General features: G+C 69.1%; 15 protein-coding genes and 1 tRNA gene. 7 read left to right on the forward strand and 9 right to left on the reverse strand.

Translation table 11 applies throughout. From position 1 onward, the window contains the following. Positions 1–9 precede the first annotated feature (9 nt). Complete coding sequence (gene sigJ / locus ACWDEN_RS21130; RefSeq protein ID WP_450859867.1) at positions 10–924, reverse strand: RNA polymerase sigma factor SigJ; 915 nt, start codon at positions 922–924, stop codon at positions 10–12. A gap of 266 nt (positions 925–1,190) precedes the next feature. Continuing rightward, a complete protein-coding gene (locus ACWDEN_RS21135) occupies positions 1,191–1,517 on the reverse strand; it encodes an antibiotic biosynthesis monooxygenase family protein (protein ID WP_450859868.1) in 327 nt (108 codons plus the stop codon). 129 nt (positions 1,518–1,646) lie between these two features. Here ACWDEN_RS21135 and ACWDEN_RS21140 point away from each other — a divergent pair, with 129 nt between their 5' ends. Then, positions 1,647–2,732: a Yip1 family protein gene (locus ACWDEN_RS21140; protein WP_351602416.1), complete on the forward strand. Its 1,086-nt coding sequence runs from the start codon at positions 1,647–1,649 to the stop codon at positions 2,730–2,732. A gap of 69 nt (positions 2,733–2,801) precedes the next feature. On the opposite strand, the gene ACWDEN_RS21145 is transcribed toward ACWDEN_RS21140, so the two are convergent. Beyond that, the gene (locus tag ACWDEN_RS21145) at positions 2,802–3,299 is read right to left on the reverse strand and encodes a phosphoribosyltransferase (RefSeq protein WP_351602414.1); all 498 of its coding nucleotides are present in this window, start codon (positions 3,297–3,299) and stop codon (positions 2,802–2,804) included. A 14-nt stretch (positions 3,300–3,313) separates the two neighbouring features. Continuing rightward, a complete protein-coding gene (gene dcd, locus ACWDEN_RS21150; RefSeq protein ID WP_055705140.1) occupies positions 3,314–3,889 on the reverse strand; it encodes a dCTP deaminase in 576 nt (191 codons plus the stop codon). Between the two features lie 567 nt (positions 3,890–4,456). Between dcd and ACWDEN_RS21155 the strand changes: the two genes are divergently transcribed. Next, a tRNA-Gly gene (locus tag ACWDEN_RS21155) sits at positions 4,457–4,530 on the forward strand. A gap of 229 nt (positions 4,531–4,759) precedes the next feature. Next, positions 4,760–6,025 carry a DUF4365 domain-containing protein gene (locus ACWDEN_RS21160; RefSeq protein ID WP_450859869.1) on the forward strand — a complete coding sequence of 422 codons (1,266 nt, stop codon included), beginning with the start codon at positions 4,760–4,762 and terminating at the stop codon, positions 6,023–6,025. Between the two features lie 720 nt (positions 6,026–6,745). On the opposite strand, the gene ACWDEN_RS21165 is transcribed toward ACWDEN_RS21160, so the two are convergent. The 3 genes from ACWDEN_RS21165 to ACWDEN_RS21175 all read right to left on the reverse strand — a co-directional run bounded on the left by ACWDEN_RS21165 (position 6,746) and on the right by ACWDEN_RS21175 (position 8,711). Continuing rightward, complete coding sequence (locus ACWDEN_RS21165; RefSeq protein ID WP_450859870.1) at positions 6,746–7,144, reverse strand: type II toxin-antitoxin system VapC family toxin; 399 nt, start codon at positions 7,142–7,144, stop codon at positions 6,746–6,748. After that, positions 7,141–7,422 (reverse strand): hypothetical protein, encoded by a 282-nt coding sequence (locus ACWDEN_RS21170; RefSeq protein WP_351602408.1) that lies wholly within the window; start codon positions 7,420–7,422, stop codon positions 7,141–7,143. Before ACWDEN_RS21170 ends, ACWDEN_RS21165 begins: the two co-directional genes overlap by 4 nt. A gap of 470 nt (positions 7,423–7,892) precedes the next feature. Beyond that, on the reverse strand, positions 7,893–8,711 hold the full coding sequence (locus tag ACWDEN_RS21175; protein ID WP_351602406.1) for a COG4705 family protein: 819 nt from the start codon (positions 8,709–8,711) through the stop codon (positions 7,893–7,895). A 303-nt stretch (positions 8,712–9,014) separates the two neighbouring features. Between ACWDEN_RS21175 and ACWDEN_RS21180 the strand changes: the two genes are divergently transcribed. Continuing rightward, positions 9,015–9,335: a hypothetical protein gene (locus ACWDEN_RS21180; protein WP_351602404.1), complete on the forward strand. Its 321-nt coding sequence runs from the start codon at positions 9,015–9,017 to the stop codon at positions 9,333–9,335. A gap of 11 nt (positions 9,336–9,346) precedes the next feature. Here the strand turns inward: ACWDEN_RS21180 and ACWDEN_RS21185 are convergent, their stop codons facing one another. After that, a complete protein-coding gene (locus ACWDEN_RS21185) occupies positions 9,347–9,850 on the reverse strand; it encodes a hypothetical protein (RefSeq protein WP_450859871.1) in 504 nt (167 codons plus the stop codon). 328 nt (positions 9,851–10,178) lie between these two features. Between ACWDEN_RS21185 and ACWDEN_RS21190 the strand changes: the two genes are divergently transcribed. From ACWDEN_RS21190 to ACWDEN_RS21200, 3 genes are all read left to right on the forward strand, one after another. Further along, the gene (locus ACWDEN_RS21190) at positions 10,179–12,563 is read left to right on the forward strand and encodes a hypothetical protein (protein ID WP_450859872.1); all 2,385 of its coding nucleotides are present in this window, start codon (positions 10,179–10,181) and stop codon (positions 12,561–12,563) included. Positions 12,564–12,725: 162 nt separating this feature from the next. Beyond that, positions 12,726–14,603 (forward strand): hypothetical protein, encoded by a 1,878-nt coding sequence (locus tag ACWDEN_RS21195; RefSeq protein ID WP_450859873.1) that lies wholly within the window; start codon positions 12,726–12,728, stop codon positions 14,601–14,603. 496 nt (positions 14,604–15,099) lie between these two features. Further along, positions 15,100–15,339: a hypothetical protein gene (locus ACWDEN_RS21200; RefSeq protein WP_351602396.1), complete on the forward strand. Its 240-nt coding sequence runs from the start codon at positions 15,100–15,102 to the stop codon at positions 15,337–15,339. A 78-nt stretch (positions 15,340–15,417) separates the two neighbouring features. Here the strand turns inward: ACWDEN_RS21200 and ACWDEN_RS21205 are convergent, their stop codons facing one another. Beyond that, on the reverse strand, positions 15,418–15,690 hold the full coding sequence (locus ACWDEN_RS21205) for a hypothetical protein (protein ID WP_351602394.1): 273 nt from the start codon (positions 15,688–15,690) through the stop codon (positions 15,418–15,420). Positions 15,691–15,708 lie beyond the last annotated feature (18 nt).

A 15,708-nucleotide genomic window follows, 5' to 3' on the forward strand; every position in this document is an offset into this window, starting at 1 on the left:
GCGCGTGCGTCACGGGCGGCCTGCGGGCCTGTGAGCGGAACGCTCGTAGGCCCGCAGCTTGGCGGGGGCCAGGATCCAGTACAGCCCGTCGATGCCGTCCGGCCCGGCCGTGACACCGACCAGGGCGACGGTGACCCCGTTCTGCACCAGACGTATGCCGGGCCGGCCGTTGGCCTCGACGACGCCGTACCCGGCGCCGGGGAAGAACTTCCGGGTGAACGCGCTGATCCTGGCCACGCGCCCGGCCCCCACGACCGCCAACCGGGCCACACCGCGCATGCCGTTGCCGTCCGCGTAGGCGACGGCGTCGGCCGCCAGCAGGCTCTCCAGGGCGGCCACGTCACCGTGCCGCGCGGCGGCGACGAAGGCCTCGACCAGCCGCCGGTGCTGTGCCGCCTCCACCGGCTCGCGACGCTCGGCGGACAGACGCTTGCGGGCCCGGCTGATGATCTGCCGCGCGTTGGCCTGGCTCAGCTCCAGCATGCCCGCGATCTCGCCGTACGAGTACGCGAACGCCTCGCGCAGCACATAGGCCGCCCGCTCGACCGGGTTCAGCTTCTGCAGGACCACCAGCACGGCCAGCTCCAGCGCCTCGCCACGCTCCGCGCCGACCTGCGGATCCACGCTGGTGTCCACGGGCTCCGGCAGCCACGGCCCCACATAGGCCTCACGGCGGACCCGCGCCGACTGGGCCACGTTGACGGCCAGCCGGGTGGCGACCGTCGCGAGGAACGCCCCGGGGTCCAGCACCGCGCCCCGGTCGGCGCCCTGCCAGCGCACCCACACCTCCTGGACGACGTCCTCGGCCTCCGCGACGCTGCCCAGGATGCGGTAGGCGACACCGAACAGCCGCGGCCGCAGCCGCTGGAACACCTCCGCCGCTTCCTCCAGCGAGCCGTCGGTGTGCTGCTGTCGCTCGTCCATGGTGCCGATGCCTTTCGAGACGGTCAGCGGGCAACAACGGTGAGGCGAAGGGGCCGGGCCTCCACAGGGGCGGGAACGCGGCCCTGCCCGGCCCGGCCGGGTGGCGGGGCAGCGGCCGGTACGGCACCGGGCATCCCGTCGCCGCCGTGGCCGTGGCGGTCGTCGTGGCCATGCGGTCGTCGTGGCCATGGCGGTCGTCGTGGCCGCGAAGACCGCGTCGGCCGGGACCGTCCGCCGCACCGCCCCACCCTCGTGACGCCGTTCGGCTAGGCCTCCTTCGGCCCCGCCTGCTGCACCACCTCGAAGGACCACAGGGTGGAGCCGGAGGCCGCGGGCTTCGGGCGCTCGGCGCCCTCCCCGCCCCCCTGGTGCGCGGACTTCATCGGCCCCTCCATCCACGCCTGGAAGGACTCCTCGTCACGCCAGCGCGTGTAGACGAGGTAGGTGTCGGTGCCCTCGACGGGACGCAGCAGCTCGAACCACTCGAAGCCGTCGGAGCTCTCCACCGCGTGGGCCCGGGAGGCGAACCGCTTCTCCAGAACCTCCCGCTGCTCGGCGGGCACGGTCAGCACGTTGATCTTCACTACGCTCATGGCACCATCCTCGCCCACCGGCACCGCGCTCGCCCTCACCGGTGGTCAGGCGGCGGCACCCCGCGGCGCGGGAAACCGGGGGAAACCCCTGACCGCCCCCTGGTCGAGTCGCTGACGGTCCCTTAGGGGATGTCACAGGTCGGCCGCAAAGCCGGGCCGGGATGCCCGGGCCCGGCACGTCACTCTCCGGGACCAGGTACGTTCGATGACGTGGCTGGATTCAGGATCGGACGCGGGGGCCGGGACAACCGCACCCCCCAAGGACAGCAGGCGCCGCAGGGACCGTCGTACGGCCGGCCCGGACCGCAGCACGGGCAGCCGGGACCGTCGTACGGGCAGCCCGCGGGGCCCGCGTACGGCTACCCGCAGGCACCGCAGCGGCCGCACCCGCAGCAGTCGTACCGGCAGCCGGGACAGCGGTCGTACCCGCAACAGGGGCAGCAGCCGTACGGCCGGCCGGGACAGTCCTACGGCTACCCGGGCCCGGCCGACGACGGGCCGGAGTACTTCGGGGACGACGGCGGCTACCCGGGCGCCGGCGCTCCCGGTCACGACCCGTACGGGGCCGACAACCCGGGCCGCACCCAGGCGTTCTCGATCGACGAGGCCGCCCGTTACACGCAGGGCGCGACCTACCAGGCCGGCTCGGCCGCGGCGCCCGCCGCCCCGCTGGGCCCGCGGCTGCACTGGAAGGAGCTGCTGAAGGGGATCATCCTCTCCCCCGACCAGACCTTCCTGCGCATGCGCGACTACACGATGTGGGCCCCGGCGCTCATCACGACCTTCCTCTACGGCCTGCTGGCCGTCTTCGGCTTCGACAACGCCCGCAAGGACGCCATCGGCGCCACGCTCGCCAACGCGGTGCCGATCGTGCTGATCACGGCGGTCGTGATGGTGCTCGGCCTGTTCGTCCTGGGCGTGGTCACCCACACCCTGGCCCGTCAGCTCGGCGGCGACGGCGCCTGGCAGCCGACGGTCGGCCTGTCCATGCTGATCACCGCGCTCACGGACGCGCCACGGCTGCTGGTCGCCATGTTCTTCGGCGGCGACGCGACCTTCGTCCAACTGCTCGGCTGGGCCACCTGGATCGGCGCGGGCGCCCTGCTGACCCTGATGGTCTCCCGCTCCCACGACCTGCCCTGGCCGAGGGCGCTGGGGGCGTCGGCGATCCAGCTGATCGCGCTGCTGTCGATCGTGAAGCTGGGCACGTTCTAGTTTTCCCGGGCATGTGAAAGGGCCCCCGGCGCTGAGGTGCCCGGGGGCCCTTTCACATGCCCGGTGTGCTCAGGCGTCCAGCACCTGCCCGGCCCGCTTCACCACGGGCGCCTCGACGCTCCACGGGAAGTTGATCCAGTCGTCGGTCCGCTTCCAGACGTACTCGCACTTCACGAGGGAGTGGGACTTCTCATAGATCACCGCGGAGCGCACCTCGGCGACGGTGTCGAGACAGAAGTCGCGCACGAGCTTGAGCGTCTTGCCGGTGTCGGCGACGTCGTCGGTGATCAGCACCTTCTTGTCGGAGAAGTCGATCACATTGGGGACGGGCGCCAGCATGACCGGCATTTCCAGGGTGGTCCCCACCCCGGTGTAGAACTCGACGTTCACGAGGTGGATGTTCTTGCAGTCGAGGGCGTACGCGAGACCGCCCGCGACGAACACCCCGCCCCGGGCGATGCTGAGCACGATGTCGGGCTCGTACCCGTCGTCGGCGATGGTCTGCGCGAGCTCGCGGACGGCGAGGCCGAACCGCTCGTAGGTCAGGTTCTCCCGAACGTCACTCATGTCTGTGGCTGCCCTCACACCTGGGTCCGATGGAAATTGACGTAGGACCGCGAGGCGGTCGGCCCGCGCTGCCCCTGGTAGCGGGAGCCGTAGCGCTCGCTGCCGTACGGGAACTCGGCGGGCGAGCTGAGCCGGAACATGCACAGCTGGCCGATCTTCATCCCGGGCCAGAGCTTGATCGGCAGGGTGGCGAGGTTGGACAGCTCGAGGGTGACGTGGCCGCTGAAGCCGGGGTCGATGAACCCGGCGGTGGAGTGCGTGACGAGCCCGAGCCGCCCGAGCGAGCTCTTCCCCTCGAGACGGGAGGCGAGATCGTCGGGCAGCGAGATGACCTCGTACGTGGAGGCGAGCACGAACTCCCCGGGGTGCAGGATGAACGGCTCGTCGCCCTCCGGCTCGACCAGCCGGGTCAGATCGGGCTGCTCGACCGAGGGGTCGATGTGCGGGTACCGGTGGTTCTCGAACACCCGGAAGTAACGGTCCAGCCGAACATCGACGCTCGACGGCTGCACCATGGATTCGTCGTAGGGATCGATCCGTACCCGCCCGGCGTCGATCTCGGCCCGGATGTCCTTGTCTGAGAGAAGCACGTAGCGAGGATACGCAAGGCGCGCGGAGCCGTGACAATCGCGACGGCTCCGCGCGCCTGGGTACCGCGGGCTGTGTGTTACTGCTGCTGTCTGTCGTTACCGCTGATGTCCCTGATACCGCTGCTGCGCTAGCGCTTCTCCAGGGCGACCGGCACCACACTGCGGAGCCGGGCACACCGGGGGCACCTCATGAGCCGGCCGGGGCCGAGCCGCTCGGCCTGCTGCATCGGGAACGAAGCGGCGCTGAAGACGTGCCCATCCGCACAGCGGACGACGGTGCGTTCCATCAAGTCCCTTAAGTCCCTTCCCCAAGACCCTCGTCGGGCTTACCGCCCTGACGACAAAAGCCACATTACGGGATCAAAGACACGACTCTCCAGGCGGCACTCCGGCCTCCCCCGAGCCCTCCGCGAGGCCTCTACGGTACGCCCCAACTCGCCCCACCCGCAGCCGGATCCCACCCCTGAAACGGGCTCAGACCCCCGGGCCCGAGCACCAGGGGTCTGCGATGATGTACAGTGAGCAAGGTCCGGACGCCGACTCCGCGAGGATCATGTCCGTACTTACGCGGGTGTAGTTTAATGGTAGAACATCAGCTTCCCAAGCTGAGAGCGCGAGTTCGATTCTCGTCACCCGCTCCATGAAGAAGGCCCAGGTCAGAGACCCGGGCCTTCTTGCTGTCCCTGGTGATCATTGCGTGCCAGATGGTTCACCGGAAGGCCGTGTCCCGGCGAGAGGCTTCCCAGGCTGGGCATGTGAACCCCCGGCCGTTCCCCAGGCCGGATGTCAGAGGCGTGCGGCAGGATGCCGAAGGACGGTGCCGTCCCGGATCTGCCGGGGTCCGGCGAGGGAGCTCCGGGGGAGGACGATATGCCGAAGATCTCGAAAGGGCGGCGCGTGGGGCAGGCCGCCGTGAACGCGCTGCGCTCCCTGTTCGAAGAGCACGACCACATCGTTCAGGAAATTTCCGGGCAGAACGATTTCGGCGAGGACCTCTACGTCACCTTCACCCACAACGGGCATCTCACGAGCGACACAATCAAGGTTCAGGTCAAGGGTGGGAGCAGCCGGCGCCGAGGCAACGGCTACGCGGTGCGTGTCGACCAGCACGGCGACACCTGGGCGAACGGGAACATCCCCGTCTACTGCGTGGTGTACGACCCTGACACCAGACAACTGCACTGGGCGAACGGAACCCAACAGCTCCGTCGGTCCGGTCCGCTGAGTCCGCCGCGCTTCATCGGGGTCAGCCCCAACGCGGTGCTGGACGACACCACCATGGAGTCCTTCGTCGCCCAAGCCCGCCGCTACGTCGGGCGTTATCGAGATCGGCAGGCCGTCCTCACCCACCTCGGCGAGATGTCCGGCGTCGAATTCGACCCGGCGGACCACGTTCTGCACTTCGTCAACGGCTACGACGAGGACCTCATCTTCTGGAAGCGCCCGGGGGACCGTGTGGCGACGCTGCTGCTCAGCGCCCAGGACTGGGAACCGGTTCTCGTCACCCTGGAGTCCCTGATGCGCAACCGGATCGACATACCCGAGGAGACAAAAGGCGGTGAATCCCCGGACCCCGATCTGTGGACCGCCGAGGACCTGGAGCTCAGCCCGTCCGAGATCATATGGGCGACCTCGTGCTTCATGTCCACCCGAGAGGCCGACGAGGGGCCGGGGGACGACGCCATCGGCCCCGTCGAGTGCGCGGGGTGCCCTGACTGCACGGACGAGGAGCCTGTAGAGCACGGCCGGATCGAGGCCGACCTGCTCCACGACTACCTCCTCGCCCGTATCCTCGACCGGATCGACGCCGAGCCCGACCTGATGCGGCGCTCGATCCTGGCCATGCGCGAGGACGGCGAACTCGGACCGGAGATCGTCGCCGAGCTCGGGCCTCTCGAAACGGAGCCCCGTGTCGTCCGTCAGGTGAACAAGCTGAGCCGGGCGACAGTGTCGACAGTGGACGACATGGAGCCGGGGGCCTTCCAGCTGGCCGTCCTCTACCTCATACACCGCGTCTACATCAGCGGCCCCTCGCTCCCCCTCGGCGAGCAGGTCCGCATCGTCTGGCGCATACCCGAGGCCACGGCATCCGAGAAGGCCGTCGCGAATGATCAGGCTCCGTCCGCCCGGACGTGACCAACCCGCTGAGTGATACCCGCGCCTCGGTCGCGGCCACGAGCAGCTGCACAGCGATCCTCAGATGCCCCCGGTCCCTGGCCGATTCCGCCAGGGCAGTCAGGGACTCCCCGCGCAGCACGGTCCGTCAGGGCATCCCACAGCTCGGCCGGTGGGGCATTGGTACGCCGTGCCTTCCTGCCGTGCTGGCCCGGGTAGTCCGCGAGTCTGACCCTGCTGGTGGGGAGGCGAGTTCTGCCGGGTTCGCGGGCGTACACAGGCGTCAGGGCCTCGAGTGCCGCGCGAACCTGGGCTCAACTTCAAGAGAGCGTGCCCGATGTCCCTGTCCGCCACCATGTCATGCCCGAGGCGGCGGGCGTCCATGGCCGACTCCATCAGGGCGCCCTTTGCAGGGCTGTGGTGGCTTCCTACCTGTCGATGAGGGCGCAGCCACCGGCGAGGTACTGGGTGATCTGCCCCAGACGAACTGGCCGTTGATATCAACCGAGCAGTTTCACGGCGCGGGCCAAGGTCTTGTCTCGATGCCCCGGCGGCGAATGTGCCGCAGTCGACGTCCATATGATCGCCGCTTGGTCGCACTGGTGACGTGGGGCGCGTCACGAGGACCTTTTCCAAGCGCTCGCCCTGAAGCGGGGCATGAGGACAGGCGGGAACAACCAGCACGATCAATTTCAGGACGATCTCCGCACAGCGAGCACCATCTCTGCAAAGCGCCTCGGCTCAGACCTTCTCCGAACTCACGCGTGGATGTCCGGCAGTGAGCAGAGCGATGTCTTCTACATCGGACGTCAGGATCGTCACCCGGCCGGGATGCTGTAGGGCGGTCGCACACAGCATGGCGTCGATTGCGTACTTATGGCCGTGCAACCCCGCTGTACGCAGCAACGCGGCAGCGGATTGCGCAACGGCCTGGGGCACCGGCTCGACGCTCAGGCGGGACAGCGTCCACTTCAGTGCGGCATCGTTGATCTTCGGGTGGATCACCTCAACCAGCACGGCTGCTGAGGTGATCACCGGCAGGTCCGCGTCGCGAGCCGCCGTCAGCCACTCGTGGATTTCCCGATCACGCTGTACGGCCTTTGCCAGGCCCTCGCTGTCCAGGACTAGGGCACCGCTCACGCGGCCGCCCCGGCATTTGAGGCGCCGCCGGTCAGTCGGGCACGTTTGGCTGCCACGGCCTCGGGGTCGGCCGGGCCGTGCACCTCGTCGAAGTGCGCGATCAGCTCGTCCAGGTTGTCCCGCTCGATCTGCCGCTGGGCCGCCTTCTCCAGGTACGCCGATACGCCCCGCTTGCCGACCCGCTCACGGATGGCCTGCAGGGTTCCGGCGGACAGTGTGACGGAGATACCGCTGGTTGGGCCGTCGCCGGGCAGGAAGTCAACGTCTTCATCAGCCACACCCCGAGTATGCCATTGAAAATGGCATAGTGGGCGGAAGGTGAATCATAAAGCTCCAACCGAATGACGGAGGAACCCGACACCTCAGGCTCGTGGGTGCTGTGCAGCCGCAATGCGACTTCAACAGCTGATCGCCGCACCGAGCGGACCAGGCGCTGTTGTCCTCTCAGCGGCAACAGCCGCCCACTTTCCGGGATCCCGTGCCCTCCGTGTGCCCGTAAGAGCGGAAACCCACGGTCAACAGCGGTGCAATCCGACGCACACGACCACCCAAGATCCGGGTATCCGCGCTGGTCAGAGCCATGGAGCCGGTGCAAGCGCCGTCGCTTCCCAAGCTGAGAGCGCGAGTTCGATTCTCGTCACCCGCTCCATATGAAACCCCCAGGTCGGAGACCCGGGGGTTCTTTGTTGTCTAGACCATTTTCCTCACCCGGTGCCCGGCGTCCGTCACCTGGACGATCAGTCGGCTTTCACCGCTGCGGAGCCGCCTCCGGCTGCTGATCGGCTTGGCCCTCGGCTCGGGGAAGACCGTCCGGCGTGATGGCTTGCTCCTGGTGAGTGAGCTGCTGGTAGACCACCAGGACAGCCAGCACAGCGAGCAGGGCACCGGAGGTGATGGTGGTCCCCACCCCGAGGCCGCCCTGCGCCACAGGTTTTTCCACGGCGTTCTCCGCGACCGCCCCGAGGGGCCGGGTCAGGACGTAGGCCGCCCAGAACAGCACTGTGCCCGAGATCGGTGAGAAGTAGTGGGCGCCGAGGATCAACAGCATCGCACCGCCCAGCACCAGGGCGCTGTCGCGGAATCCGATGCCCAGGCCGTCGGAGAGGAAGTCACCGCTGGAGGTGCCCAGCGTGTTGGACACGAGCGTCGCGGTCCAGTACAGGATTTCACCCTTGGTGGTGGCGATCCGTTCCACGTCCATGGTCTGGCCGGTCGCCCGCCACCCGATCAGTACGAGCACGAGCAGGGTCGTCAGCACGGTGGCTCCGCCGGCATAACCCAGGCCGGCGGTGCGGTTCATGAAGTCCGACATCGCGGTGCCCACGATGCTGGTCGTCAGGATCACCGACCAGAACACCACCGGCCGGAACCGATCGGACCTCAGCTGCATGGTCAGCGTGAGCGCGAAGGCGGCCAGGAAGATGAGTGCGCTGCTGGCGTAGCCAAGGTTCAGGGGTGCCATCGACACGAAGTTCGACACCGACTCACCCAGCGTGGTCGCCACGATCTTGATCGTCCAGAAGAGCCCGCCGACCATCGGCAGCTTGCTCACAGGGACTCTGCTCACCGAAGCTCCTATCCGCAGCCGGCATGACGCACAACCGGGCGTACCGGGAGAGAACGAGACTCTCGGACAGACTCGCGCGGGGTACGCACCGCAGCCATGTGTTCAGGGCCGAACAGGGCAGCCTTTCGCTCCTTCAGCCGATCGCGCAGGGGGCCTGGCCCGTGCCGGCTCGTGAACCAGGACAGCGGCAGCGTGCGGTCAGGCCGTTGACACCGAGAAGCCCCACCAGGAACGGGTCCAGCACCCAACGTCCTCCGGGCCCTGGCCTTCATGTGACAGAGCAGTGCCGCTAGCTTTCGTGACGTGGCACGCGACGAGGCAAGGCAGGTGGAGGTGGTCCACCGTCCCGGGGACCCGCCGGAACCGCCGCTGCATGTCCAGATGGGCGACGAGGTCCACATCACCTTGCACGGGTCACCCGCATACGGGTGGACGCCGGTCGAGGTGGTCGCGGGTCCCTTGACGGTGACCGCGCCAGAAACGACGGACGGAACCGTACGGGCCACGGTCAAGGCGGTCGGTGCGGGTGAGGCGGAGCTGCGGTCGACGTCGTCGTTTCGCGGGGATCGGTTCGGGCCGCAGACGCGGCTCTGGCGGCTGCTGGTGCACGTCGAACCGGCGTAGGCGTACCACGGTTACGGGACCACGGTGAGGGTCAGTTGCCAGGCCCTTGAGGGCGGACCGTGCGGGTCGGGCGTGTAGGTGGCGGCCGAGCTGAGCGTCGCGGTACCCGCAGAGGCGGCGCGCGCGGTGGCGGACCGGGTGCCGTCGGATGCGGTGTGGTCGTCGAGCAACGTGACGGTGTTCGGGTTGGAGCTCCTGACCGGTGCCCATCTGTAGTTGGCCGGCGACTTGAGGGTGAGGTGGATTGTCGTGCCGACCTGGAGGCAGGCGGTACGCAAGGGGTTGTCGGCCGGCGGGTACAGGACCGTGACGGTGCCGCTGAGGCACGGTCGGATGGAGCTGGAGGCGGACGAGCCTGCGGGGGCCGGGGTCCCGTGGGACGGCCGGGTCGAGGTGGGGGCCGAGGGGCTGTTCTCGGCGGGCGCGGTGGCCCCGGTGCCGGACGCGCAGGCGGCGGCTGAAACAATGAGGGCGAGCACGGCGAGTGGACGGGCGCCGGTGCGGCGGTGTCTCACGATGCCCCCAGGGTGGAGTCGGGACAGTCCGACGGTGGGACGCGGCTGAGGCTGGATCCGTTCCGTGATCCGGCAGGGACTCGCGCTCCCACTACGGGCGATACAGGGAAATCCCTTGTGCCGATACAGAGGAAGCCCTGTGTTTTTACTGTGAGTTGACTGACGTCTGTAAATTCTCGGTTGCTTCGCGCCACGCAGGCTGCATCTCTCTTGTTGCGTGACATGTCCGGTGCAACCATCCCGGATTGCGAACACGCGCTCCATCGGCGTGAACGTCCTTCTTCTCCCCGCATGCCGGGCGATCTTCGGCTGGCCGAAAGGATGTTCCGTGTCCCGATCCAGACGCAGACGCGGCCGGATAGCCGCGCTCACCGCGATCCTGACCGCAGTCCCCGCACTCTGGCTCGCCGCTCCCGCGGCCCAGGCCGACCCCGCACCCCACACCCCGGCGGCCCGCCCCTCGGCCGACACCGGCCCCGCCGTCCGCCACGACACCTCCCCCACCCTGCGCTCCATGGCCGCCCACGCCCACCACGGACACCACGGCAAGAAGCAGCAGGACGACGACCCCGGCGAGGCGCGCCTCCCGCACCCGCCCGCGTCCCACATCCCGGACCCGGTCGTGCAGTCCAGCCCCGGCGGGCCGTCCGCCCCTTCGACGGGCACGAACTTCGAGGGCATCGGCGCCGGCAACTACTCGGTCACCGGTGTCCCGCCGGACCCGAACGCCGCCGTCGGCTCCAGCCAGATCGTCGAGACCGTGAACACCGCCTACGCGGTGTACTCCAAGAGCGGTGCCACCGTCCTCGCCCCGACCGACACCAGCACCCTGTGGTCCGGCTTCGGCGGATCCTGTCAGTCCACCAACGACGGTGACGCGGTGGTCCGCTGGGACACCCTGGCCGGCCGCTGGGTGGTGACGCAGTTCGCCAACGTGTCCTCGTCCTCCGGCCCGTACTACGAGTGCGTGGCCGTCTCCAGCAGTTCGGACGCGACGGGCAGCTACTACCGCTACTCGTTCCAGTACTCGAACTTCCCGGACTACCCGAAGCTTTCGGTGTGGCCGGACGCGTACTACGTCACGTACAACATGTTCACCGCCTCCGGGAGCTTCCTGAACGCCGAGGCGTGCGCGCTGAACCGGTCGGCCATGCTCACCGGCGCGAGCGCCGCCCAGCAGTGCTTCACCACCTCGTCCTCCTACGGCGGCCTGCTCGGCGCGGACCTGGACGGCTCGACCACCCCGCCGTCCGGTGAGCCGGAGCTGATGGTGGGCCTGGGCACGACGAGTACGACGCTGGCGTACTGGAAGTTCCACGTCGACTGGACGACGACCTCCAACTCGACCTTCAGCGGCCCGTCGACGCTGACCGTGGCGTCGTACACCACCGCCTGCGGCAGCTCGGGCACCTGCATTCCGCAGACCGGGACCAGTCAGCAGCTCGACTCGCTGTCCGACCGGCTGATGTTCCGGCTGGCCTACCGCAACTTCGGCGATCACGAGTCGCTCGTGGTCAATCACGCGGTGACGGCGGGAAGTTCGGTGGGCGTGCGCTGGTACGAGCTGCGCATGTCCGGCGGCAACCCGACCGTCTACCAGCAGGGGACGTACGCCCCCGACTCCACCTACCGCTGGATGGGCTCGATCGCCGAGGACAAGGTCGGCAACATCGCCCTCGGCTACTCCCAGTCCTCGTCCTCGGTGCACCCGTCGATCCGCTACACCGGCCGTCTGGCCGGTGACACGCTCGGCACGATGACGCAGGGCGAGGTCACCGCGATCACCGGCGGCGGCTCGCAGACCAGCTACAGCCGCTGGGGCGACTACACCTCGATGTCCGTGGACCCGACGGACGACTGCACGTTCTGGTACACGAACGAGTACATTCCGGCCAACGGCAACTTCAACTGGCACACCAGGCTGGCCTCGTTCACCCTGCCCAACTGTGGCTCCGCCGCGAGCAACGACTTCTCGATCGGCGTCAGCCCGGTCTCGTCCAGCGTTGCCGCCGGCTCGTCGGCGACCACCACGGTCTCGACCGCTGTCACCTCCGGTTCGGCACAGTCGGTGAGCCTGTCGGCATCCGGGCTGCCGAGCGGGGCGACGGCGAGCTTCAACCCGACCTCGGTGACCGCGGGCGGCTCGTCGACGCTGACGGTGGCCACCTCCTCGTCGACGCCGGCGGGCACGTACAACATCACGGTCACCGGCACGGGCGCCTCCGCCACCCACACCGCGACCTACACCCTGACCGTCACCTCCGGCAGCGGCGGCGGTGGGATCACCAACGGAGGCTTCGAGACGGGCAGCCTGTCCGGCTGGACCTCGGCCGGGACCACGTCGGTGGTCAGCTCCGGAGCGCACAGCGGCACCTACGCCGCCCGGGTCGGCAGCACGTCGCCGACCAACGGCGACTCCTCGATCGCCCAGACGTTCACGGCACCGTCCGGGACGAGCACGCTCGGCTTCTACTACAACGTGACCTGCCCGGACACGCTCACCTACGACTGGGCCACGGCCACGCTCAAGGACAACACCACCGGCACCACGACGACCGTGCTGGCCAAGACCTGTGTGTCGTCCTCCGGCTGGCTCCAGAAGACCGCCGCGGTCACGGCCGGGCACAGCTACACGCTCACGCTCATCAGCCATGACGACAACTACACGGGTGACGCCACCTACACCCGCTACGACGACGTGACCCTCTCCTGACCAGCATCGGGCCAGAGATCGGTTCCTGAAACGTCGTGCCCGGGGCGGACCAGCGGACCTGGCCGATGGTCCGCCCCCACCTCGAACGTCCTCGTCCGAGGGCGTACACCCCCATCGACGACAAGGGGTCTCCTCATGTCGCGCAATACCGTCCGTAGATCCGTGGCGACCGCCACCACCGCCCTGCTGTCGTTAGGCGGTCTACTCCTGTCGTCCCACCCGGCCCTGGCCGACGTCTCCAACGGCGGTTTCGAGTCCGGCAGTCTGACCGGCTGGACATCCGCCGGGACCACATCCGTGGTCGCCTCCGGTGCCCACACGGGTACGTACGCCGCCCGTGTCGGCGGCACCTCACCCACCAACGGCGACTCCTCGATCGCCCAGACCTTCACCGCGCCGACCGGCGCCACCCAGCTGTCGTTCTGGTACAGCGTGACCTGCCCGGACACGCTGACGTACGACTGGGCCACCGCCACCGTGACCGACACCACGACCGGCACCACGACGACCGCGCTGGCCAAGACCTGCACCAACGGCCAGGGCTGGAAGCAGGTCACGTCGTCCGTGACCGCCGGGCACAGCTACACGCTCACCCTCGTCAGCCACGACGACAACTACGCGGGCGACGCCACCTACACCCTCTACGACGACGTCGCCTTCACCACCGCCACCCCGCCGCCCGGTCTGACCCAGGTCAGCACGGACCCGTTCACCAACACCTCGAGTCAGCACGCCACCGAGCTGGAACCCGACACCTTCGCGTACGGCAACACGGTCGTCGCCTCCTCCCAGGCCGGCCGGTTCACCGACGGCGGCTCCTCCGACATCGGCTGGAACACCTCCACCGACGGCGGCACCACCTGGCAGCACGGCATGCTGCCCGGCATCACCACCTACCAGGGCGGCACCTGGGCCCGCGTCTCCGACCCGGCCGTCGCCTACGACGCCAAGCACGGCACCTGGATGGTGGCCGGACTGGTCATCGACTCCAACGTCAACGGCGCCGGCGTCAGCGTCAGCCGCTCCGCGAACGGCACGAGCTGGCAGAACCCGGTGATCGCGGTCGGCAACGACGGCCAGGGCTACGACAAGGAGTGGATCGTCTGCGACAACTCCGCCACCAGCCCGTACTACGGCACCTGCTACGTCGAGGTGGACGTCACGTCCTCGGGCAACGCGGTGGTGATGAGCCGCTCCACCGACGGCGGCGCGACATGGTCGGCTCCGGTGGCCCCGTCCGGCGGCCCAAGCGGCCTGGGTGGCCAGCCTCTCGTCCAGCCGAACGGCACAGTCGTGGTCCCCTACTCCGCCAACGGGTCCTCGATCCGCGCCTTCAACTCGACCAACGGTGGCGCCGGCTGGTCCTCCAGCACACTCGTCGCCAACGTCTCCAGCCACGGCGTGGCCGGCAACCTGCGTGACGGTGAGGGCCTGCCGTCCGCCGAGATCGACGGATCCGGCAAGATCTACGTCGCCTGGCAGGACTGCCGCTTCCGCTCCGGCTGCCCGGCCAACGACATCGTCTACTCCACCTCGACCAACGGCACCAGCTGGTCCGCCGTGACCCGGGTCCCCATCGACGCCACCACCAGCGGCGTGGACCACTTCATCCCCGGTATCGGCATCGACCCCGCCACCTCCGGTACGACGGCGAAGATCGGCCTCTACTACTACTTCTACCCGAACGCCAACTGCACCACGTCCACGTGCCAGCTGGAGGTCGGCTACATCTCCTCCGCCAACGGCGGCAGCACCTGGAGCGCCCCGGCCACGGTCGCCGGTCCCATGTCCCTGTCCCAGATCGCCGGCTCCACCCAGGGCAGCATGGTCGGCGACTACATCTCCACCTCCGTCGTCAGCGGCAAGGCGGTCTCCGTCTTCGCCGTCGGCAAGGCCCCGGCGGGCGGGCAAGCCTTCGACGAGGCTCTCTACACCGCCGGCCCGCTCACCGTCAGCGGCGGCAGCGCACGCTCCACGACCCACGGCGCGTCGACCGTCCCCTCACCGCGCATCACCGGGACGCTGCCGATCCGGCACTGACCTGGGAAAGCACACGGTGCGCTCCGGCGGGGACGCCGGGGCGCACCTTGGTATATGGGGACAGGACCGATTGGGGCAGGAACCTGGCGCCGGACCAGGACGTCACAGTGGCGTGCGGCGACGTGAGGAGTGAGTTGTGGCGCTGGAGCAGCAAAGACGCAGGCCGGGGCTCGGGGGGCCGTGGTTCGAGGCCGCCGTGGTTGCGGTGGCCTGCTTTCTGACCGCCTGCGGCAGCAGCTCGCACTCCGACTCCACGCCACCGCGCCCTTCCGCCGACCCGCACGCCACAACGCCGTCGGCAAGCAGTACGGGGGCGGCAGGTCATCCAGCCTCGCCCTCCACGTCGCCATCGGCGACAGCAACTCCTCGGACACCGTCGGCGCCCCCGAGGGGCACCGCCACGCCCCCTGCTGCGACCTCCGCGTCGTCGGGCTGCCTGGCAGGCTCCGCCACGATCACCCACGGCGCCGGGGACGCCGCCGCCCGTACCCTGTGTGTGCGCTCCGGCACGACGGTGACCGTCGTCCTGGAGCCCCGCGCCCAAGGCCCCTGGCCCCAGCCACGCACCAGCAACCCGATGCTGGCTCTGGTGACCTCCTCCGTCACCGACGGCAAGGGTGTCACCCGGGTCACGGTGCGTGCCGCGCGCATCGGATCGGCGTCCGTGACCTGGGGTCCCGAGAGCGCGCCGCTCTTCACGCTTCGGCTGAGTGTGGCGGCGTATCCGGTGCAGTGAACGTGAACGCCGGACGGCCGGTGCCCCTGGTTCGGGGGGCACCGGCCGTCGTCGTGCTACGCAGTGTACGGGTGGTGATCAGTCCTTGCGGGCTTTGAGGTGCCGTACGTCGAAGGAGCGGATGCCGCGTCCGTGTGTGGCGGCGTACAGCTTGCCGTCGGGGCCGAGGCGCAGCTGCATCACGGCCGTGGTGGGCAGGTTGTGGCCCAGGACCAGCCACTTGGCGGCGCCGGCGGGGCGGTGGAAGGTGGCCAGGTCGGTGCCGAGGGCGAGGCCGCCGTTCGGGAGGAGCTTGACCGTGTCGGCGGGGACGTCGGGCAGGTTGGCGGAGATGTCCTGCGACGGGAGCATGGGGGTGTCCCGGCGCAG

The sequence above is a fragment of the Streptomyces sp. NPDC001153 genome (assembly GCF_053598315.1).